Origin of the sequence: Persicitalea jodogahamensis (assembly GCF_014651615.1) — a bacterium.
Taxonomy (GTDB): Bacteria; Bacteroidota; Bacteroidia; order Cytophagales; family Spirosomataceae; genus Persicitalea; species Persicitalea jodogahamensis.
Genome location: NZ_BMXF01000003.1, coordinates 651,116 through 671,865, shown reverse-complemented (window position 1 = coordinate 671,865; position 20,750 = coordinate 651,116). Strand labels below are relative to the sequence as shown.

General features: G+C 50.2%; 15 protein-coding genes. 4 read left to right on the top strand and 11 right to left on the bottom strand.

Annotated features, from left to right (window positions below; genetic code table 11):
• Positions 1-190 precede the first annotated feature (190 nt).
• On the top strand, positions 191-3,157 hold the full coding sequence (locus IE117_RS18090; protein WP_189565874.1) for a glycosyltransferase family 117 protein: 2,967 nt from the start codon (positions 191-193) through the stop codon (positions 3,155-3,157).
• Positions 3,158-3,249: 92 nt separating this feature from the next.
• Here IE117_RS18090 and IE117_RS18085 read toward each other — a convergent pair whose 3' ends face one another.
• The 5 genes from IE117_RS18085 to IE117_RS18065 all read right to left on the bottom strand — a co-directional run bounded on the left by IE117_RS18085 (position 3,250) and on the right by IE117_RS18065 (position 10,499).
• On the bottom strand, positions 3,250-4,221 hold the full coding sequence (locus tag IE117_RS18085) for a GSCFA domain-containing protein (RefSeq protein WP_189565873.1): 972 nt from the start codon (positions 4,219-4,221) through the stop codon (positions 3,250-3,252).
• A gap of 92 nt (positions 4,222-4,313) precedes the next feature.
• Positions 4,314-5,291: a gluconolaconase gene (locus IE117_RS18080; RefSeq protein WP_189565872.1), complete on the bottom strand. Its 978-nt coding sequence runs from the start codon at positions 5,289-5,291 to the stop codon at positions 4,314-4,316.
• 94 nt (positions 5,292-5,385) lie between these two features.
• Positions 5,386-6,549 (bottom strand): AraC family transcriptional regulator, encoded by a 1,164-nt coding sequence (locus IE117_RS18075; RefSeq protein ID WP_189565871.1) that lies wholly within the window; start codon positions 6,547-6,549, stop codon positions 5,386-5,388.
• Positions 6,550-6,608: 59 nt separating this feature from the next.
• The gene (locus IE117_RS18070) at positions 6,609-7,868 is read right to left on the bottom strand and encodes an MFS transporter (RefSeq protein ID WP_189565870.1); all 1,260 of its coding nucleotides are present in this window, start codon (positions 7,866-7,868) and stop codon (positions 6,609-6,611) included.
• 45 nt (positions 7,869-7,913) lie between these two features.
• Complete coding sequence (locus IE117_RS18065; protein ID WP_189565869.1) at positions 7,914-10,499, bottom strand: family 20 glycosylhydrolase; 2,586 nt, start codon at positions 10,497-10,499, stop codon at positions 7,914-7,916.
• Between the two features lie 189 nt (positions 10,500-10,688).
• On the opposite strand from IE117_RS18065, the gene IE117_RS18060 reads away from it, so the two are divergent.
• The 3 genes from IE117_RS18060 (at position 10,689) to IE117_RS18050 (ending at position 14,377) form a co-directional block, all read left to right on the top strand.
• Positions 10,689-11,786: an acyltransferase family protein gene (locus IE117_RS18060; RefSeq protein WP_189565868.1), complete on the top strand. Its 1,098-nt coding sequence runs from the start codon at positions 10,689-10,691 to the stop codon at positions 11,784-11,786.
• Positions 11,787-11,910: 124 nt separating this feature from the next.
• A complete protein-coding gene (locus IE117_RS18055) occupies positions 11,911-13,419 on the top strand; it encodes a sodium:solute symporter family protein (RefSeq protein WP_189565867.1) in 1,509 nt (502 codons plus the stop codon).
• A gap of 55 nt (positions 13,420-13,474) precedes the next feature.
• The gene (locus IE117_RS18050) at positions 13,475-14,377 is read left to right on the top strand and encodes a CPBP family intramembrane glutamic endopeptidase (protein ID WP_189565866.1); all 903 of its coding nucleotides are present in this window, start codon (positions 13,475-13,477) and stop codon (positions 14,375-14,377) included.
• An 11-nt stretch (positions 14,378-14,388) separates the two neighbouring features.
• Here the strand turns inward: IE117_RS18050 and IE117_RS18045 are convergent, their stop codons facing one another.
• The 6 genes from IE117_RS18045 to rfbC all read right to left on the bottom strand — a co-directional run bounded on the left by IE117_RS18045 (position 14,389) and on the right by rfbC (position 20,749).
• Positions 14,389-14,802, bottom strand: a complete 414-nt coding sequence (locus IE117_RS18045; protein WP_189565865.1) for a hypothetical protein — start codon at positions 14,800-14,802, stop codon at positions 14,389-14,391.
• Positions 14,803-14,889: 87 nt separating this feature from the next.
• Entirely contained in the window at positions 14,890-15,780 is an 891-nt protein-coding gene (locus IE117_RS18040; protein ID WP_189565864.1) for a hypothetical protein, read from the bottom strand.
• Between the two features lie 89 nt (positions 15,781-15,869).
• Positions 15,870-16,985 carry an MBL fold metallo-hydrolase gene (locus IE117_RS18035; protein ID WP_229581102.1) on the bottom strand — a complete coding sequence of 372 codons (1,116 nt, stop codon included), beginning with the start codon at positions 16,983-16,985 and terminating at the stop codon, positions 15,870-15,872.
• Between the two features lie 198 nt (positions 16,986-17,183).
• Positions 17,184-18,644, bottom strand: coding sequence for a 1-hydroxycarotenoid 3,4-desaturase CrtD (gene crtD, locus IE117_RS18030; protein ID WP_189565987.1), 1,461 nt, complete (start codon positions 18,642-18,644; stop codon positions 17,184-17,186).
• A gap of 74 nt (positions 18,645-18,718) precedes the next feature.
• Positions 18,719-20,185 (bottom strand): nicotinate phosphoribosyltransferase, encoded by a 1,467-nt coding sequence (locus tag IE117_RS18025; protein WP_189565863.1) that lies wholly within the window; start codon positions 20,183-20,185, stop codon positions 18,719-18,721.
• An 18-nt stretch (positions 20,186-20,203) separates the two neighbouring features.
• Positions 20,204-20,749 (bottom strand): dTDP-4-dehydrorhamnose 3,5-epimerase, encoded by a 546-nt coding sequence (gene rfbC, locus IE117_RS18020; protein WP_189565862.1) that lies wholly within the window; start codon positions 20,747-20,749, stop codon positions 20,204-20,206.
• Position 20,750 lies beyond the last annotated feature (1 nt).

Sequence of the window (20,750 nt, the reverse complement as noted above, 5' to 3'; positions counted from 1 at the left end):
CCCAATGCCCCATGTTCTCTTCACTCGAACCGCTCCCCGTTAACCTTTTTTAAGAACGCCGAAAACTTGCCGTTGGGGTTATTTTACTAATTTTGGGCCTAGGTTCAATGTACTGAATCAAAGGTTAATCGAGCAAACGTGAGAAAATTGCTCACTCTCAACTCTCCATTTTCAACTTTCAACTAGTAAAATGACCCGCTACAACCGCTTCAACAACCTCACCGGTTGGATTGTATTCGCGATTGCCTTCCTTACCTACGCCCTTACCGTCGAACGCACCGCCAGCTTCTGGGACTGTGGTGAGTTCATCGCATGTGCTTTCAAATTACAAGTCCCCCACCCTCCGGGCGCCCCCTTCTTCCTTTTGATTGGCCGGCTGTTCTCTTTGCTTTCCTTTGGTGATGTCACGCAGGTAGCCTACTGGGTCAATATGGTTTCCGTGCTTAGCAGCGCATTCACCATATTATTCCTTTTCTGGACGATCACCCTGTTGGGATTGAAGCTTTTGCGCAAGAAAGAAATTGATCTCACCCTGGCAGACACTATTCTGCTGCTTGGTTCCGGGGTAGTTGGCGCATTGGCTTACACCTGGTCCGATTCGTTCTGGTTTTCAGCGGTTGAGGCGGAAGTTTACGGCATGTCGTCTTTCTTTACCGCTATCGTCATTTGGGCAGTATTCAAGTGGGAGCGCATCGATGATCCTGCCGCCGAGAATCGATGGTTGATATTCATTGCCTACCTCATCGGCCTTTCCATCGGCGTCCACCTGCTGAACCTGGTGACGATCCCGGGTCTGGCCCTGGTGTATTACTACAAAAAGTACGATAAGATCACCATTTTTGGTGGCCTGCTGGCTTTCATAGCGGGTGGAGTGATCCTTGTGATCATCAACTCGGGTATCATTCCCGGCCTGCCAAGTCTGGCCGGCTGGTTCGAAATCAAATTCGTCAATCTTCTGGGCCTGCCTTTTGGCAGCGGTACCATCTTCTTTATCGTTGCCTTCCTGGGAGCTTTGGTTTACGGTATCCGATACTCCCAGATTAAGCAGAACGCTCTGCTGAATACGGCTTTACTGTCGCTGGCTTTCGTATTGATCGGCTATTCCTGCTACCTGCTTGTGCTGGTACGCGCCAACTACAATCCGCCCATCAACGAAAACAACCCCGACGGCACACTAAGCTTTGTATCGTACCTGAAACGCGAGCAGTATGGCAGCCGTCCGCTGTTGTACGGCCCGACTTTCGTCTCCCGCCCCATCAAGCAAAATCGTGGCGAACCTATCTACCGTAAACAAGGAGGCAAGTACGCTATTATCGACTACAAGCCTGAGTACGAATACGAACCGGGCACCAGTATGCTGCTACCCCGAATGTACAGCACGCAATCCAATCACCCGCAGCTTTACCGTCAGATGCAGGGCTTGGCCGAAGGTCAGAAACCGTCGATGGCGGACAACCTGGGTTTCATGTTTAAGTACCAGATCGGCCACATGTACTGGCGGTACTTTATGTGGAACTTCGTGGGCCGCGAGAGCGACGAGGAAGGCGCAGGCAACCTGCTGCCACTGGATGCAGCCAAGGATTTCCCTTACGCTATTTCTCATAACAAAGCGCATGACAACTTCTTCATGCTCCCCTTCCTGCTGGGACTGCTGGGTATCGTGATCCAGTACTTTCGCCGACGGCGCGATCTGCTGGTATTGGGGCTCCTGTTCTTCCTGACAGGCGTGGCGCTGGTTGTGTACCTGAACTCTCCACCAACCGAACCACGTGAGCGCGACTATATCTATGTAGGCTCATACTACATATTCTGTATCTGGATTGGCTTTGGGGTAGTTTCCATCGCTGAAGGCATAGCATCTTTTGTCAAGAATGCCACGACCCGGGCGGGACTCGCAACCGCTATTGGACTGATCGTGCCGGCCATTATGGGATTCAAGGGTTGGGACAATCACGACCGAAGCAATCGGTATCATTCCGTTGATTTTGCCAAGAATTTGCTCAGTAGCTGTGCTCCAAACGCTATCCTGTTTACGGGCGGCGATAACGATACCTTCCCACTCTGGTACGTGCAGGAAACGGAAGGGTTCCGCACCGACGTGCGCGTCTGTAACCTCAGCCTGCTAGGTACCGACTGGTACATCGATCAGATGAAAAGGCAGACCTACGAGTCGGCTCCCCTCCCCATTTCGCTCGAACACGACAATTACATGTTCGGTAAAAACGATATCGTGCCTTTTTACGAAATTCCCGGTGTGAAGGGAGGTATCAACCTGAAAGAGTACATGGGCCTGGTGAAATCCGAGAACAAGGCGATTCAGGTACCGCTGACGAGTGGGGACATGACTTCCATCCTGCCTTCTTCTGTGCTGTTTCTGCCCGTGGATGTTGCCAGCGTCAGCAAAATGGGTATCCTGAAACCCGATATGCTGCCTTTCCTGCGTGACTCCATCAGCTGGACCATCGGCAAGAGCGATCTGTATAAGTCTGACCTTATCATGCTGGATATCATTGCTACCAACAACTGGCAGCGTCCGATTTATTTCTCGTCCACCCTGGCAAGCTCCAACTACCTGAGCCTGAAAGAATACATGCAGGTGGAAGGCTACGCTTACCGATTGCTGCCCGTGTTCGTTCCCAATGCGACGGACGGCTACGTTAACTCCGACATCATGTATAATAACCTGATGACCAAGATGGCATGGCGGGAATTGAATAATCCGAATACGTACTACGACAACACATTCCTGGGTTCGCCCGTCTTTACAGCGCGTATCGCGTTCCTACGCCTGGTTGGGCAGTTGATTGCGGAAAACAAAATGGACAAAGCCAAACTGGCCTTGAACAAAATTCTGGAAGTGATGCCGGATAAGAGCATTCCCTACGACCAGATTTCGTCTAACTACATCCGACCGCTATTCCAGTTGGGCGAAGACAAAAAAGCGATGGAAATCGCCGATACCATGGCCTCGCGGGCAGATGAAAATCTCAACTTCGCCAGGGAGAACGGTAGCAGCAACCAGCGCGACGCAAACATCGACCTCTATATTCTGCAAACGATCGTGAACTCGCTGAGAGAATCAGGTAAAGAGGAGGCTGCCCAGAAGTACGATGCTATTTTTCAGAGGCACATCAGTGGCTTCAACATCGGACAGTAGGCGTCGAACGGTTTTGTTCCTATAAAAATCGCCCCCTCAGATTGAACCATCTGAGGGGGCGATTTTTTAGATTTTCAATATGGTTGGGTGAATCAGGTACCCAGCTTCTCTTTGATGTTCTGAATTTCCTCCTCTACCGAAATCTGCTCAGCCAACTCATTCAGCTTTTCCAGGGTAGCTTGCAGATGAGTTTGATACGAGGAGGTTTGGTTTTGAAAAGGACGGTGTGCAATCATCTTTTGCACGGCTTGCCAGCTTTCCATTGTTCCCCGAGATTCTTCTGAAATATACGCATCCGAAAATTTCTGGAAGATCAATTTTTCGGCTAATGCACTGGGGTGAATCAGGTCTTCCTTGTAAAAACGATAATCGCGCAGCTCATCCATCATTATCTCATAGCTGGGAAAATAGCTCACATTCTTATATTGTTCTGAAAGCCGGTGACAGAGTAGCCGCAGCACCGCCTTGCTTACCTGGTTGAGCGACAGCGTATCACGGGTGTGCCGTACCGGGCTGACAGTCAGGATGACTTTACGGGACGTCCTTAGCCTGCGTATCAGGTCGCCCCAGGTATTCTGCAGCTGCTCGTAGCCGAGTAGTTCCTTCACAAAAGCACTTTGAGGGGTCTTGTGGCAATTGGCCACTAAGGAAAGATTACTTCGATAACGGTACACGTAGGCCGTTCCAAAGGTTACAACCAGCACCTCGGTCGATTGCAGGAATTCCCGAACCTTCGCTAAGGTATCGAGTAATTTGTCAGCTAATTCCTCTTGACTATTTCCCAAAAAAGATGAATGGAAGTCATAGTGGCGCCAGATTCCATCACTATTCTGGGTGTACAGTTCTTCGTTCGGGTACTTTCCATCCAGAGCCATCGTCAGTACTTTGGCAATAGAGTAAGGGTTGAAAATTGTCCCGAAAGGATTGCTCAACACCGGAAATTTATTGTCGATCAACTGGTTGCCAAGTACCTCGGCGAAACATGAACCGATGGTAAAGACCTCCGTTTGATGGGAAATTTGCCAATCAAGGGGCAAAACAGATACTTCTGTGGTAAGTTTCAAAGCGACGATTCTAATGGATTTATGGATATGGGATCGCCCCAATATACACCCCATCGCCCTTCCGGGAATAATTTCCCTGAAAATTATTCCCCTTATTTGTACCGCTGGATGCTGTAAGTGTTGGATGTCAGTTTGGATGGGTCGCCCATAGCCGCGCCGATTTCACCGATCCGGGCATTCAGGGTAAAAATTTGCCCGTTGACGTAGGTACTCGTCGTAGCCTGAGCGTAGCCGTCAGTCTGTGAATCAGCCACCCTGGCATTGACGAAATTGTCGGCGCTTCGGACAAGCGCCACTTTATTTCCGCCCGTAACTACATAAAGATCAGACGTTCCGACCAAAGTGAGGCCATCACCGGGCAAGCTACCAATTCCCATCACTTCCGAAATAGCGTTCCCATTGGTCAAATCCACTTTGAGGAGTTTACCCGTACCCGTATTCGCCACGATCAAATACCCATTGGGGTGGTAAACAATTCCATTGAGTCCAAACATGGGGCTGGAAAACAGCACATCGTCACGAACCAGGATACTGGCTGAACCATCAGCGGTGACTTTGTAAATAACGGGTGAAAATGAATCGGTAATGTACACCGTACCATCGGGACCAAGAGCCAGATCGTTGGCAAAATGCCGGGCCCCGGGTAATAGATCGTCGAGGTTCACGCGGCGCTCCAAGCTCCTCGAATCAATGTTGAACACCAGAAGTTCTGCCGTTTGGGCTGCTGTTGCGGGGCTGCTTTTGCTTGATACCCCGTTATCGCTGTTGGCCACAAAAATGCGATTGTCCGCCACTTTGACCCCTACCCCACTAATGAGGGCCGGGTCAGAGACCAGGTCTTCGTACTTTCCGTCCGTACTGACTGTGCCAATTTTTCCCTGAGTGAGGGAAGTTAGTACGAACCGATCCAGCTTTTGTGAGTACGCGATGCCTTCGGGATACTGCCGCTCGGCGAAAAACTCGATGCGCTCCGGAAAATTGGCATCAGGGCTGAGGCGGTGATCTTCACAGGCGGTAAAGGTCAGCAGGATGGCCCCCAAAAAGAGACCTGAAAGAAGTTTGGTCTTCATGGTTTATGGATATTTGAGTTGTGGAATCTGGAAAGTACCTGCCTTTAAAAAAATCAGTCCAAACTAAAAACTCAAATGCCAGCGGGTCGCTTTATCACTTACCGGCCAGGTACCGCTTCCGGTACTCGATGGGAGTGCAACCCTTCACTTGCCGAAACTGCCTGGCGATGTTCTTACTATCGGTCAAGCCCATGTCCAGCGCAATTTCGAAGATAGACATATCGGTATCCAGAAGTTTTTGGGTAAACTTCTGAATGCGCAGATTGAAAATGTATTTGTAAACCGGGTAGCCCGTAATGGCCAGAAAACGCTTTTCCAGAGCGCGGCGCGACAGCGGGACTTGCTTCACTACTTCGTCGACTTGCAGGTTACGGTCGGCATTCTGGTGGATGTATTTCAGGGAAGTGGCGATGCAGGTGTCGTTGGTGGCATAGATATCCGTAGAATGGCGGGTGATGATTTGCGTAGGTTTTACGACAATGTCATAGGCTTCGATTTTCCCGTCCCGAATCATCTGATGTAGTAGTTTGGCGGCGTCATACCCCCCTTTTTCCACATCAAGGGCAATGCTGGAAAGCGGCGGATCTGATAACTCGCACAACATCACATCGTTGTCGACCCCTAAAACAGCTACTTCTTCAGGAATACGAAACCCCGCCAGGCGGCAAGCTTCCGTGATGTGCTGGCCCTGGTTATCGTCACAAGCCAGCAAAGCGACAGGTTTTGGCAACGATTTGAGCCATTGGCTAAGCGAACTGGGCTTGTAGTACCATAGTTCACTCGATCGGGCTTTTCGGTGTTCAAAGTACTCAACCGCATGTCCGGAGGCGGCAATTCGCTCCTCGAACCCTTCGGCCCGTTCCCGCGACCACACAATATCGCTGAATCCATAGAAGGCAAAATGTTGAAATCCTTTTTTTAGAAAATAGTCCGCCGCCATCTGCCCGGTTTCGCGGTAAGCGCCCGTGATATTTGGTATTTCTTTGAATCGCTCCTTAAAATCCTGCGCGATGATCGGGAGGCCCGATTTTACGATCCTGAAAATATCCTCATCGTTGTAAAGCTGACCGACGATACCGTCTGCTCCCCATTCCAGGGCCCATTTGAGAATGCCGTCCAGCCCCATCGTTTCGCGGTGATAGAGGGGCATCCGGCAAAAAATCCAGGGCCCATGCTCCCGTGAGTAAGCCGAAATCCCTTTCAGCAAACTCTTGCTATACTCCTCCGCAAAGTCAATAAGCAGGATGATTTTGTACACCTATACAAGGGGTATGGAGACTATGCCTGATTCTGTGAAGTATGAATTCAGTACAATCTTCATGTCCGTTTTTTATTGAAAAAATCCCGAAGACTAACCGTCTCGTTGTTTACCAACGGCTTTGACCAGACACCAATGCTGAAAATATAGCCTAACGTAATCAAAATAAATAACATCGCCAGCTGCAACCCCACCCACTCGGCAAGGCCACCGATGATGAGCGGCACGACCGCCCCACCGGCAATGCCGCTGCAAAGGATTCCCGAAAAGGTACCGTGGTGGTTAGGCACCGAATTAAGCGCCAGCGACACGATGATTGACCACATGACCGAGGCAAAGAATCCCGCCAGTGGAAAGGCAACCACGGCCATACTCAAACTACCGAACAACGCGACCAGCAAAGACACAATGGCTCCGGCAGTGAACAGCATCAGGACCTTCCGGCTATCAAACAATTTCAAAAGTACCAGCCCCAGCAGACAGCCGATGGTCAGCAGGCCCCAGAAATTGGAGATGACGGTTGCTCCGCTGGTAGCCGGATCGACGCCATGGTAGGTTTGCAGGAATTTTACCATCCAGTTGGCTATGCCCTGCTCGGTGCCGACGTAGGCGAAAATCCCGAGGAAAAACAAAATTACTTTTCGATTGGCCAGCAGTTCACGGAAGGCGCGTCCCGTATCTATCTTCTCGTCCTCCTTTAATTCCACCATCGGGAATCTGACAAGCTGAATAACAAGTACCATCGTGAGGGCAATGAGGGCAAAAACCCAATATAAGGATACCCATTTCAGATTTTCGGGCACCAGGGAATCAAACAACCGGATGATTGCCGATTTGCTGCCGGAGTGGACATTCGCTACGAGGTAGCTGTATAGGTAAGGACTCAGAAATGAGGCGGCGCCAAAAGCCAGCTGACCCAGCACCGAGTTGAAGGCAAATTGTTTTTCGCCACCCGCTACGCGCAATAGCGGGTTGATCACCACCTGCAACATCGCCATGCCGATGCCAATCAGGAATAAGGACAACAACGAAACGCCAAAGCTCGGTACAAGCGCAAACAATAACGCTCCGGCAAAAGCAACCAAAAATGCCCAGAGTAGTACTTTTTTCTCCCGGTACTTTTCAACCAGTAATCCGGCAGGAATCGACATTACGCCGTAGGAAACAAAAAAGGCAAATGGCATGAATCCCGCCAGCCCCAAACTCAAATCGAAACTCTCGACAATATCAGGGATAATGGGCCCCAAAATATTGCTGAGGAACGAAATGACAAAGAAAATGAGGATAATGAGGAATACGATGAAAGAGTTATGCTGCATTCAGTTGAGGTTTAGTATCGTTATAGCCTGACCTTTTTTAAGAAATCACTGTCCCGCAATTGAGGTACTTTTACCCGATCGCCCCGATTTATCGAAGGCTTTCAGCTTGACACTACCGGAAATTTTGACCGGGGCCGAATATTCAGCCGATTTCATGGTGGGTTCGGTGCCATTGGTGGTGTAAAAAATACGCAGCCCCGGGAGCGCGACATTGGCTTTGAGTGAGCCATCCTCAATAATGGCACCGGGAAGCGGGATGCGGTAGTTGTACCCGCCATTCAACCGGGAAAGCTTTGGCAGGTCTCTTGCTGCCAGGGTATTGGCAAAAATATTCCACGCCTCCCCTACCGTCTTTTGCCGGTTTTCGCCCGGCGGCATTTCTTCCCAGTCGCGCGCTTTGGCCCAGGCACTTTCGGCGAAACCCATGAGTTTGGGCAGCATCAGGTACTCCATCATGGCGCGGCCTTTCACGGTTTCGCTCCAAAGCTGAGCTTCCACACCAATAATGTTTTTTCGGGCATCCCGGCGGAGTTTTTCCATTCCGGCAAAGTCATTTCTGACATCGAGTTTTTTTCCAAAATTAGTCTCCTCCGTTGTGCTGAACATATTGTACGGCGCAAACTCCCAGTTGTCGCGGGTATCGACAAAGCCTGCCCAATACAACCCGGGTTCTTTGGGGTCATTGTTGTAGGACATGTCGAAATAAAAATTGGAGACATTGCAAAGGATTACGGGATAGCCCTCATTGGCCAGGCGATAGCCCAGGTCTTTGTAGTCGAACAAATTATTCCAGATGTAAGGCACTACGCTTCCGTCGGCGAAGGCAGCATTGGGCTGGTAGCTACCATCTGCGGTTTTGAGCAAAGCCACTTCCTCCCAACCGTGGACAGCCAATCCTTTTTTCTTCATCCGGCCCACCAGTTTCTCGAAAAAATAAGCCTGCAAATTTTTCGGGTCATTGATTGCAGGATTTTCTTTCATCAGTTTAGCGGCAAGCGGCGACGCCGTCCAGGAGCCTTCAGGTACTTCATCGCCGCCTGCGTGGATCACATCCATTTTAAGGCCCGCTTGCTGGTACATTTTGGCTATTTCGTCAACTACTTTGTCATAAAATCGATAGGTGGATTCCTGCGCCACGCTGACCACGTTGTTTTTGTATCCCTGCGCTGAAAGGTACTTTGATTGGTCGTCGGGGTCGGTGAGGCGGTACTCATTGGCTTCTTTTTCTTTTCCTTCCTTCATCAATCTCTGATAGCGGGCTTCCATTGCCTTGATCGCAGCAAGGGCGTGGCCCGGCAAATTCACCTCGGGAATTACCTTGATGTGGCGGGCAGCGGCGTATTTCAGAATTTCCACGAAATCAGCTTTGGTGTAGTAACCGCTACCGTGCTTGCCCACCTCATAGGCGATCGGCCCCGACCCGTAAGCCGGATGCAAGGCCGGGGCGTCCATACCTGAGGTATGCTGACGCTGTCCGCCTACCTCCGTCAACTCGGGTAGTCCTTCAATTTCAAGTCGCCATCCTTCGTCCTCGGTAGTGTACAGCAAAAAGTGATTCAGTTTGTAGGCCGCCATCAAGTCAAGCGTTCGCAGAATTGTTTCTTTTGTCTGGAAATTTCGGCTCACATCTACGTGTAGCCCCCTGGTGTGGAAGCGCGGAGCATCTTCAATTTTCATGGCGCTCAGCTCAACCGCTTTTTTTCCATACGCCTCAAATGGAATCAGTGCCAGCAAACTTTGAATCCCGTAAAAAACGCCGGCCGCATCGGAGCCCACGATTGTTATACCGTCTTTGGTTATATCCAGTTTGTAAGCTTCTTTGCTAATCCCGTTTACAACTACCTCTCCAATTTTCAGGGTTATTCCGGCAGTTCTGGCGGCGTCAGCGCTCGTTTTGTAGTTGAGTTTAGTAATTTCTCCGAGTCGTTTACTCAAAATGCTGGCTTCATTTTCCAAACCCTTCCCGAATCCGATAATAGTAGTACCGTCCAGTGTATACATTCCGGCACTTTTAACCAGACTGACGGGCGAAGGAATAATGTTCAGAAGCTCATCCTCGGCCAGCGGGCGGAGTGGAAGGTTGTCGAAATATCGCTGTGAAGCCGAAGGCAAGGGTTTTTGGTCTGCTTTGCCACGAAGCAGCTGTTCTTTTGTGTTAAAAGGCAGGACGGTAGCATCGCCAATCTGCTCAATTCGCTTTTCGTTACCTTCTTTATCGTAGTGTACGACATAAAGCCCGAGAGGTGCATCGGTTTCTTTGATCACTCCTTCGGTACCCGAGTACCGGACTTCAACCGAATCACCGGATGCGAGTGCGAAGCCGCTTTCGGGTACCAGTTTGTACCAGTCACCATTGATATGTTCGACACGGGCGGGCTGGGGAGCTTTGTTGGGCAAAATGGGTCGGGGCGCCATATTAAAGAAGATGGCCCAGTCCTTATCATTCAGATCCTCTTTCCCATTATTTTTAATATAAAATCGGGCATCGAACTCATCATTTTCTCCGACAAAATTGCTTATTAGCTCCCAGGATACGGCTAATTCACTTTTTCCGGTAATTTTTTCCTCGCTGGGATAGCTGCAACCGTAAATCAAAAATACTGAGAAAAAAATCAGCGAAAATCTTTTCATAAAAAGATGACTATCAATTAGTAACTATGAACTATTTACCTAAAATCAGAAAATACAGGATAGAAAGTACCCACTTTCTATTTCAAACTACCCGCTAATTCAATTAGCCCTTATAGTACCCTTTGGCGTATTAAAACGACTACTGAACACAGAAGACACGCTCGATCTATTTCTCCTGAAAAAACCAAAATGGGTACAACCTCCCAACGGCTGATTTCGCTGGATGCCCTGCGCGGCTTCACGATAGCAGCCATGATTACCGTCAACTTTCCCGGCCTGGAAAAATACGTATATCCTCCTCTGCATCACACCGCCTGGAACGGGCTAACGTTCACTGATCTGATTGCGCCGATTTTCCTTTTTGTCATTGGGGTTTCGATTGCATTGGCCTATTCCCGGCGGTTGGATCAAAATGCACCCAAAGCCGAGCTGCACCGGAAAATCATCATCCGCGCATTGAAAATTTTTGCGGTGGGTATGTTTCTGAATCTGATGCCTGACTTCGACTTTGCGGATGCCCGCTGGACGGGGACCCTGCACCGCATTGCGTTCGTATTTCTCTTTTGCGGCCTGCTTTTCCTGCATACCAACTGGCGGGAACAAGCCTGGATAGGTGCATTAGTCCTGGTGCTTTATTGGCTGGCGATGACTTTAATCCCAACACCCGGCGTGGGGGAAGTCATGCTCGAACCGGGCGTGAATCTGGCGGCATGGATAGACCAGCAACTACTTCCGGGCCGGATGTGGCAGGGCAACTGGGACCCCGAAGGCATTCTAAGTACGTTCCCGGCCACCGTGACGGGGATTACCGGCATGCTGGCCGGGCGGCTGCTCCTCAGCAAATATTCTCCCAACGAAAAAGCCAACTACCTGATGGCCGCAGGTTTGTTGTCCTCGGCACTCGGATATGGGTGGAGCCTGACTTTTCCGCTTAATGAAGGTTTGTGGACGAGTTCCTTCGTGCTGCTTACCTCTGGGTTTGCCTCTATGCTTCTGGGCGCTCTGTATTTCGTGGTGGATATTCTGGGGCGCAGGTGGGGAACTGGCGTGGGTGTCATTTTTGGGGCAAACGCCATCACTGTCTATGTTCTGGCCGATGTTTTCGCTCTTTTCTTTTATGGGCTTCTTTTCGGTAATCAGACGCTCAATGAGCTGACTGTTAACGCAATGATTTCGGCAGGGTTTGTCCCGAAGTTTGCGAGTATGGTTTATGCGCTCGCCTTCACAGCAGTAAATTTCATCCCTGCTTATATTTTGTACAAAAGAAAGATTTTTATAAAGCTTTGAAAAAGTACCTAAGTACCTAAGTACCTAAGTACCTAAAAAAATGGAGAACTAGCTTCGCGCCTACTTGCCTATTCATTAAAACTTTTACACTCCGGTACTTCCCGGGAAACACTGCCTCCAAAAAATGCAAACCCTCGACCTTATTGTTTTCCTGATTTATATGGGAGGCATTACTCTATTCGGAGCCTCGTTTTATTCCAAAGATAAATCGGCTTCCACATTTACTTTGGGAAACAGCAACTTCCCGACCTGGGTCGTAACCATGTCGATCTTTGCAACTTTCGTCAGTAGCATAAGTTTCTTGGGATTGCCCGGCAATGCTTACCAATCCAACTGGAATGCCTTTGTATTCAGCCTATCCATTCCGGTAGCTTCATTGATGGCTGTGCAGTTTTTCGTGCCGCTTTATCGGAAACTGAATAGTCCGTCGGCCTACGTTTTTCTGGAAACCAAGTTTGGCTTGTGGGCACGGGTGTACGTGTCGGCTTGTTATCTGCTCACACAGCTGATGCGCATCGGTACCATTTTGTACCTCCTGGCTCTGCCCGTCAATGCTTTATTCGGCTGGGATATTCTCACCATTATTGCCATTACAGGCTTCGTCGTGATGGGTTACTCCTTGCTGGGTGGCATACAGGCCGTGATGTGGACAGATGCCATTCAGGGCATCGTCCTGATCGGCGGAGCGTTGGTTTGCCTTTTGTACATCGTTTTTTCGATGCCCGAAGGACCGGGACAGATCATGACTATCGCGCTTGAAAATGATAAATTCAGCCTGGGTAGTTTTGGGAGTAGCCTCACCGAGTCCACTTTTTGGGTAGTGCTCATTTATGGGGTTTTTATCAATCTTCAGAACTACGGCATTGATCAAAACTACGTGCAGCGCTATATGGCTTCCCGCTCCGACGCCGAGGCCAAGCGCTCAGCGCTTTGGGGCGGTATGCTGTACGTGCCCGTCTCGATGCTGTTTTTCCTGATAGGCACGGCTTTATTCTCCTATTATACGGCTATGCCCGAGGCACTCCCCGCAGAACTAAGGGATATTGCCAAAAGCGACCGCGTCTTTCCGTTCTTTATTGTGGATGTATTGCCTCCCGGGCTTACCGGTCTGCTGATTGCCTCCATTTTCGCGGCCGGCATGAGCACCATTTCTACCAGTATCAATAGTTCATCGACCGTAATTCTGGTCGACTATTTCCAGCGCTTTTCCAAAACGGAGCTCTCAGAAAAAACAGCCATGAGGGTGCTGTACCTTACCACTTTCATCATAAGTATGCTGGGTATCGGCATAGCGTTCGCGATGATCAACGTCAAGAGTGCGCTGGATGCCTGGTGGAAGCTGGCTTCGGTGTTTAGCGGCGGAATGCTGGGGCTGTTTTTGTTAGGGGCGTTTGTTGATAAGATAAACCGGAAAGGCGCAATAGTTGGGGGAGTTTTAGGCGTGCTGCTGATTCTGTGGATGAGTCTTTCGCCGATTTTCTGGACCGATGGCGAAATGCAGGAATACGCCAGCCCTTTCCACGCCTATCTTGCGATCGTGTTCGGGACGATGGTGTTGTTTTTGACGGGGTTCCTGATTTCAGTAATCGCTCCCCGGAAACATCTTCCCGAAGATACAGCCGCTGGTAGTTGAAAAATTATCAGGAAGTTTGTGGTACAGATTGATTCGCCCCCATTTTTACCTGCCCATGATCAAACCTTTCCTGATTAAGCTAGGCTGGACACTCTTAGAAATCCTGACGTTTGCAGTTATCGCCTTTCTGGTGATTGTTGCCTTTGCCGGGATATTCAAGGTCTTCGGCGTCGACATCTTTTCCAGCCCTGCGATAGCGCACCATAGCGATCCCTACTGGGAGACTCTGACGGAGTACCTTCCCCAGAATGTCGCTTTTCTGACCGCTTTTTTCTTGATGCGGAAGTTTATTTTCAGGCGCTCCTTTGCGGAAATGGGCCTGACTTGGAACAATCTCTTTGTCGATCTGGGCAAAGGCTTTGGTATGAGTGTGGTGCTCATTGGCGCGGGGTTCGGCTTACTTTTGGTTTTACAAAAAATCAACCTCACCGGGACGCTGTTCAACGGTAAACAGTTTAGTGGTTTGCTGGTACTTTTCTTCTTCCAAAGCTGGTCCGAAGAAATTATGAGCCGGGGGTTCCTGCTGGCTACCATCGCAAATTATTTTGGCGACAGGGCGGGCTTGCTGGTCAGTGCGTTGTTGTTCTCACTTCTCCATTTCGCCAACCCTGATTTTGCCTGGATCGGGGCTGCCAATATTTTCCTGGCAGGGCTCGTGCTGGGGTTGCTTTACCTCAAATACCGCAACCTGTGGGTGTGCACCGGTTTTCACTGGGGATGGAATTTTGTTCAGGCTGGCTTTTTCGATTTCAACGTGAGCGGCTTCGATGTGTACAGCTTCATCCGGTTCAAACCACTTGCCCCTGCCTGGCTTTCGGGCGGTACTTTCGGCTTTGAAGGCTCGATACTGGCGGTGGCCTTTCTGCTGGCGCTCAGCGTTTACTATTGGCGCAGGATAGACTTCTCCATAAAAAAACACCCCGAAAGCGAACAGCGCTTCCGGGGTGTTGAAGAGTAAAGGGGGATGATTCAACGACCAGTCGTAAGTACCACCTCCGTACTGGGGCTCATCGTATCAGCATTGTCTTCTGCCGTGATGAAAACCCGATCCGGCTTCTCGGCCTCAGTCACGTTAATTTCGCCCGTCAGGGCTTTCGAAAACATGCCGGAGCCAACTTTGATTTGGCCCAGCTTCTTCGTTATACTCCTGTCCGAATCCATCCAGACAATGTAAACGTTACGGGATGGGGTCAATTTTTTGGGTTCGGCCAGATTAGCGACATTGACCGTGATCTGGTAGTTGTTATTCTTATCCTTTTTAACTTTCACGTCACCAGAGGCCGCCGGAACCACCGAGGAATCCTGGAAAGTCATTTTACTGGAACAGGCTCCAAGGGTTAAAGCAATGAAAAATAGTAGGGCGATAGAGATATTCGTCTTCATTTGTAGCAGATTTCAACTGTGGGAAAATATTTACATTATTAGAAATAATCCCTACAAATTCCGTTCCTGTACCTACCAGCCGTCAGTCTATTTCTTGACCCCGCCAAAACTCTGCCCCTGGGCATCGAGTGTCACACCCGTCACCTGTCCGCCAGCATTGCGCGTAAATTTCAGTGTTGCCCGGCCAGCTGCATCGAATTGATCGGGGGCGGAAAGTGGCGTCAATTCGCCTTCGTCGCCCATGGCATTGATAATGAGCTTGCCATCAACTGACTTTATCTCCATTGTCTCGAAAGGCAGCCCCTCCATTTTGTACTGTCCGGCATAGGCGGCCATAGAGTTGGCAGCCGCCTCGCGTTTGCCAACGTAGCGTTGACCCTGGATATTCACCACCATGGTACTTACATTATCAGAGGCATCGCGCGTAAAATTGACCGCAGCCTGTCCGTTGGCGTCAAACTGGTCTTTACCCGAAAGCGCTGTCAAATCGCCCTGATTGTCGCCAGCAACATAATGTAGTTTGCCTGATTTGTCAGTAAGTTCGATGTACTCGAAAGGCAGCCCCTCCATCTTGTATTTACCTACATATGAACTAATTCCCATCTCGGGTACTTGTCTGGTTCCTGAAAAATTCTCCCCCTGGGCATTCAGGCCCATGCCATTGATCATGCCATTGGTGTCGCGTGTGAACTTGACCGTGGCTTGTCCATTGGCGTCGAACTCGTCCTTTGCCGGCTTTGGCAATAATTCGCCGCGGTACTCGCCCGCTACGTAATGCAATTTTCCGTCTTTGGCGGTAAGCTCGACGTATTCGAAGGGCGTACCCTGCATTTTGTATTTGCCCGCGTACTCCTTAAAATTAGCCGTATCGGCCCGACTCACCTGGAATTGGGTCAGCTCGGAAGTCCCGGCGTATACAGCTGAACTGGAAACAGCGGTAATGATCAGGCAATTGGCAACAAGAATTAGCTTATTCATACTTGATATTTAATGGTGATTGGTTTTCTTAAGAACCCGAAATTAATATTTTTACCCGTTACCTTCCTATTTTTTATCCGACTAGACGCCTAAAATTCCGCTAGTGATTCCCACCATTTCGAGGTACTTTCCCTCGTCCCTACCGGATAGCGGGCACCTATGCCGGGCGTGGCAATAAATGCCCCCGACTTGTTGGCACGGTTCAGTCGCTCCACGCTCTCCGTCCAGGGGTGTACTGCCAGATTGAAAGCGCCCCAGTGGATGGGCATCAGTACTTTTGCTTCCAGATCCAGGAATGCCTGCATGGTTTGCTCCGGCATCAGGTGGATGTCTTTCCACTTCACGTTGTACTGCCCGCACTCGATCATAGCCAGATCGAAAGGTCCGAACCGTTGGCCTATCTGCTTGAAATGCGGTCCGTAGCCACCATCCCCGCTAAAATATACTTTATGTGTGAGCCCTTCCACGACCCAGGATGCCCATAGCGTACTGTTGCGGTCGGTTAGGCCGCGGCCCGAAAAGTGGCGCTGCGGGGTTGCCGTGAAAGTAATGCCTTCCGCTGAGGCAGACTCCCACCAATCCAATTCCGTGATTTTGGCACTATCTACGCCCCAGCGTTCGAGGTGGCCGCCTACGCCCAGCGGAACGTAAAAATGGCCGACATTAGGATTCAGTTTTTGAATTGAGCCATAATCCAGATGATCGTAGTGGTCGTGCGAAATGACTACGGCATCAATATTCACAAACTGCGAAAAATCGATTGGCTCACGGTAGGCAAAACGTTTGGCAAAGAATGGGACCGGCGAAGCCGAAGGCCCGAGCATTGGATCCAGTAAAATGCGCTTGCCCTCAATTTCCAGCAGTACCGCCGAATGGCCAAACCAAGTTACGTGCACCAGGCTATCGGTGTCAGGAGTGTTTTTCGAGAAATCAACGGGGAGGGGCTGGTCCGGCCGGGTGTTTTCAGCGCCAATAAACTCTTTCAGCGTGCTGACTATGGAATCCACACTCATGTCCATCGAAGTGTGGATGGCGTTGACAAAAGTACCGTCCTGATATTGCGGCGAGGCTTCCACCCGCGCCAGTCGCTCACCTTCGGGCGCACGCCCAAACTGAGGGGAAGTACTTACGAAAATGAATATGGTGGCTCCCACAAAGATGATCAGCAGCAGCGTGTACTTGAAAAACCCTTTCAAAAAATTCAAGTTCAGTTAATTTTATCGTAGAGATATTTGGCGAGAGCGGGAATAAAAATTATTGCAAGACCACAAATCCCACTGGCGAGCAGCGTAGCGGCACCTTGCAAATGCAGTAATTTGAACAAAACAGACAACAGAGTCAATGACATGAAAAAGGCACCCGAGATAAAAACTAACTTTTTCATATAAACTTAAAAGCTGATGTTAATTGACCATATCCACTGCAATCTTCGCTGAAAGTAAACAAAGCGGCACTCCGCCGCCCGGATGCACACTGCCGCCTACGAAGTAAAGATTATCGAACTGCCGCGAAAAGTTAGCGTGCCGCAAAAATGCTGCGAAGCGATTGTTGGAGCTGTTGCCGTACAACGCCCCTTGTGAACTGGACGTTCGGCTTTCGATCAGCCGCGGGTCGAGCGTGTCCTCGGCTTCGATCAGGTTTTCAATATCCTCGCCCAGCTGGCGGCTGAGTTTTGTCAGAATATTTTTTCGCGTTTCCGCAATGAGCGCGTCCCAGTCCTGACCGTCATTGGCGGGGGCATTCACCATCACAAACCAGTTCTCGCAACCAGCAGGTGCGTCGCCCGGCTCGTATTTGGAGGTGATGTTCACATAAACCGTCGGATCGTGGTGAATCGTTTTTTCCTGGAAAATGTACCTGAATTCGGTGGGATAATCCCGACTGAAAAAAATATTGTGCAAGCCAAGTTCGGAAAATTGCTTCTTTATCCCCCAATAAAATATCAGCGCCGAACTCGATTTAGGCTGACGCAATACCCGCTCGGGCTGTCGGGCCTCTGGCAGCAACTTACGGAAAGTATTGACCACATCCATGTTGCTGATGACCAGATCGTAATCAAGATTCCGGCCGTTCACCGTCACGCCCGAAATGCGATTGCTGGTGGTCAGCAGTTTCTCTACTTTACTGGTATAGTGAAACGTCACGCCCAGATCTTCTGCCAGTTTCACCAGACTTTCGGTGATCGAGACCATCCCACCTTTCGGAAAGAACGCGCCGATGTTATATTCCAGATGCGGAATGATGTTCATCGTGGCGGGCGTCTGATAGGGGTCGGAGCCGTTGTAAGTAGCATACCGGTTAAAGAGCTGCACCACGCGCGGATCGGAGAACCGGCTGGCGTTGGCCGCACTCATGCTGCGGAAGGCATCGAGTTTGTGCAGGTTTCGGTAGCCTTTCAAGGCATCGCGGTTGAAGTAAGTACCTAACCGGTGCAGGGAGCGGTGCAGGAAAAGCTTTTCGGTGACCTCGTACTTTACGGCGCTTTCTTTCAAATGGGCGAGCACATTTTCGGCGGGCTCGCCGAGGTACTTTTCAATGGTGCGGGCCAAAGCTTCCGGCTCGGCATCGGCGATGAAACGAGTCCCATCTTCATAGAAATAGCGGCAGATTTCGGGAAGCTTCTGATAGTGAAAATAATCCGATGGATTCTTCCCTGCCAACATGAACAAATCGTCCACCAACTGCGGCATGGTAAACAGCGATGGCCCGGCATCGAAGCGATAGCCGTTTCGCTCGAAGGAAGAAAGCTTCCCACCCGGATACGCATTGCCCTCGTACACGTCTACCCGGTGGCCTTTCGCCGCCAGTCGGATCGCCGAAGCGATACCCGCGATTCCCGCGCCAATGATGGCAGAAGTTTTGATAGAATTGTTGATTCGTGTAATCGTCTATGGAGGTTTGGTTGGTCAGAGTGGCCTCTTTGGCTAATAACACAAACTCATTCCCCGCCGCGAAGTTTCAATATCAACGCTGTTTTTGCATCAAAGAGGTTTTTCTCCAGACCGACCGGATAGGTATGGGGATTGACAAAGCGCCTGATTCCTTCGTGAAGTTGAGCAAGTTGCTGCTGCACGCGAAGTTTTGTCTCCTCTATCGGAGGAATCTCATAGGTCTGCTTTCCAGCGCTAAAAATGGGTTGCAGCAGGTCTTCGTAAGCATGGTTGGCGTTAAAAGTCCGATGCCGGGTAAAATCGTACGGGTCGATCATCGTCACTTTTTCGGGTTCCTGTACATTTCTAACGTCAAAAATCATGTCAGCCACAAAACCTTTTTCATTTCGGTATCGGCGTACCTGTTGTATACCGGGTGTGGAGGTTTTAATCGTCTGCTCGGATAGCTTGACCTTATTCTCCCATTCCCCTTTGCCGTTTTTGAACGCTGACAATTTATACACTCCACCCAGCGCGGGCTGGTCGTAGGCAGTGACGAGTTTGGTACCTACCCCCCAGACATTGATTTTTGCGCCTTGGTTTTTCAAACTGGCCATGATGTATTCGTCAAGATCGTTGCTGGCGACAATCGACGTATTTTCAAATCCGGCAGCATCCAGCAACTTCCGCGCCTCAATGCTGAGGTAGGCCAAATCACCGGAATCAAGCCGGATACCGCCCAGGTCGTGCCCGCGTGCCCGAAGTTGCTCGCCGACTACTATCGCATTCTTCACACCCTTTATCGTATCGTAGGTATCGACCAAAAGGGTCACGTTGTTGGGCAGGTACCTGGCGTAGGTTTCGAAGGCTGTCAATTCATCTTCGAACGACATAACCCAGCTGTGCGCATGGGTACCCTTGACCGGAATACCGTAGAGCTTACCCGCCAGTACGTTGGATGTGGCGTCGAATCCACCGATGTAAGCGGCGCGGCTGGCCGTCATTCCACCGTCGGGTCCCTGTGCGCGTCGAAGGCCAAACTCCAGCAGCGCGTCATGCGGCGCTACCAGGCGCATCCGGGCGGCCTTGGTGGCGATAAGAGTTTGAAAATTTATAAGGTTGAGCAGCGGTGTTTCCAGCAACTGGCACTGCAGGATCGGCCCCGTTATTCGCAGCAACGGCTCGTTGGGAAACACGACTGTCCCCTCCGGCACGGCATACACATCACATTGGAAGCTCAGGTTTTTGAGATATTCCAGAAAATCCTCTTCGAAAAGCGGTTGGCCGTCGCTACCCGTAAGGGTGCGCAGGTACTTGATGTCCTTAGTGGAAAAACCGTACTCATTGAGGTAGCTGATCGCGCTGCTTAGTCCGCAAGCCACCGTAAAACCTCCCCCGAAAGGATGTTTCCTGAAATATAAATTGAAAACCGCCTGTTGCTCGGCCTTACCCGACTTCCAGTAGCCGTAAGCCATCGTAAGCTGGTAAAGGTCGGTAAGCAGACTAAGAGAGGTGTCGTAAAGGCGGTTGATCACGGTTCCGGCGGGGGCTGGCTAGGAAAGCTGCTTCGCGAACAGGTCTTTAAAGGCAGGTAGTTCTATGTCCTTTTCCGACACGATCGGATTTTTCACCCCCCAGTCAATGTTCAGTGTGGAGTCGTTCCAGATGATGCCAGACTCACATGATTTATTGTAAAGATTGGTGCATTTGTAGCTGAAAATGGAATCTTCCAGGGTTGCAAAACCATGCGCAAAACCTTCCGGAATGTAGGCCATATTGTTGCGTTTTGCATCAAGCTCAAATAACTCGTATTGTCCGAAGGTCGGTGATTCGGGACGGATATCAACCGCAACATCGATGACGCGCCCCGTGATGACCCGGACCAGCTTGCCTTGGGCAAAGGGAGCATTCTGAAAATGCAGCCCCCGTAGCACGCCTTTGATTGAGAAAGACTGGTTGTCCTGCACGAAATGGGCCGGAATTCCCGCTTTCTCGAAAGCCTCGCGATTGTAAGACTCAAAAAACGCTCCCCGCTCATCTTCAAAAATTCGGGGAAAAATCTCGACCAATCCCGCTATGGACGTCTCTCGAATCAGCATG

Excerpts from the sequence above, each read along its gene's own strand:
- rfbC (WP_189565862.1), bottom strand. The coding sequence starts at position 20,749 with ATGCTGATTCGAGAGACGTCCATAGCGGGATTGGTCGAGATTTTTCCC.
- IE117_RS18065 (WP_189565869.1), bottom strand. The coding sequence starts at position 10,499 with ATGAAAAGATTTTCGCTGATTTTTTTCTCAGTATTTTTGATTTACGGT.
- IE117_RS18070 (WP_189565870.1), bottom strand. The coding sequence starts at position 7,868 with ATGCAGCATAACTCTTTCATCGTATTCCTCATTATCCTCATTTTCTTT.
- IE117_RS18040 (WP_189565864.1), bottom strand. The coding sequence starts at position 15,780 with ATGAATAAGCTAATTCTTGTTGCCAATTGCCTGATCATTACCGCTGTT.
- IE117_RS18090 (WP_189565874.1), top strand. The coding sequence starts at position 191 with ATGACCCGCTACAACCGCTTCAACAACCTCACCGGTTGGATTGTATTC.
- IE117_RS18050 (WP_189565866.1), top strand. The coding sequence starts at position 13,475 with ATGATCAAACCTTTCCTGATTAAGCTAGGCTGGACACTCTTAGAAATC.
- IE117_RS18055 (WP_189565867.1), top strand. The coding sequence starts at position 11,911 with ATGCAAACCCTCGACCTTATTGTTTTCCTGATTTATATGGGAGGCATT.
- IE117_RS18080 (WP_189565872.1), bottom strand. The coding sequence starts at position 5,291 with ATGAAGACCAAACTTCTTTCAGGTCTCTTTTTGGGGGCCATCCTGCTG.
- IE117_RS18060 (WP_189565868.1), top strand. The coding sequence starts at position 10,689 with ATGGGTACAACCTCCCAACGGCTGATTTCGCTGGATGCCCTGCGCGGC.
- IE117_RS18045 (WP_189565865.1), bottom strand. The coding sequence starts at position 14,802 with ATGAAGACGAATATCTCTATCGCCCTACTATTTTTCATTGCTTTAACC.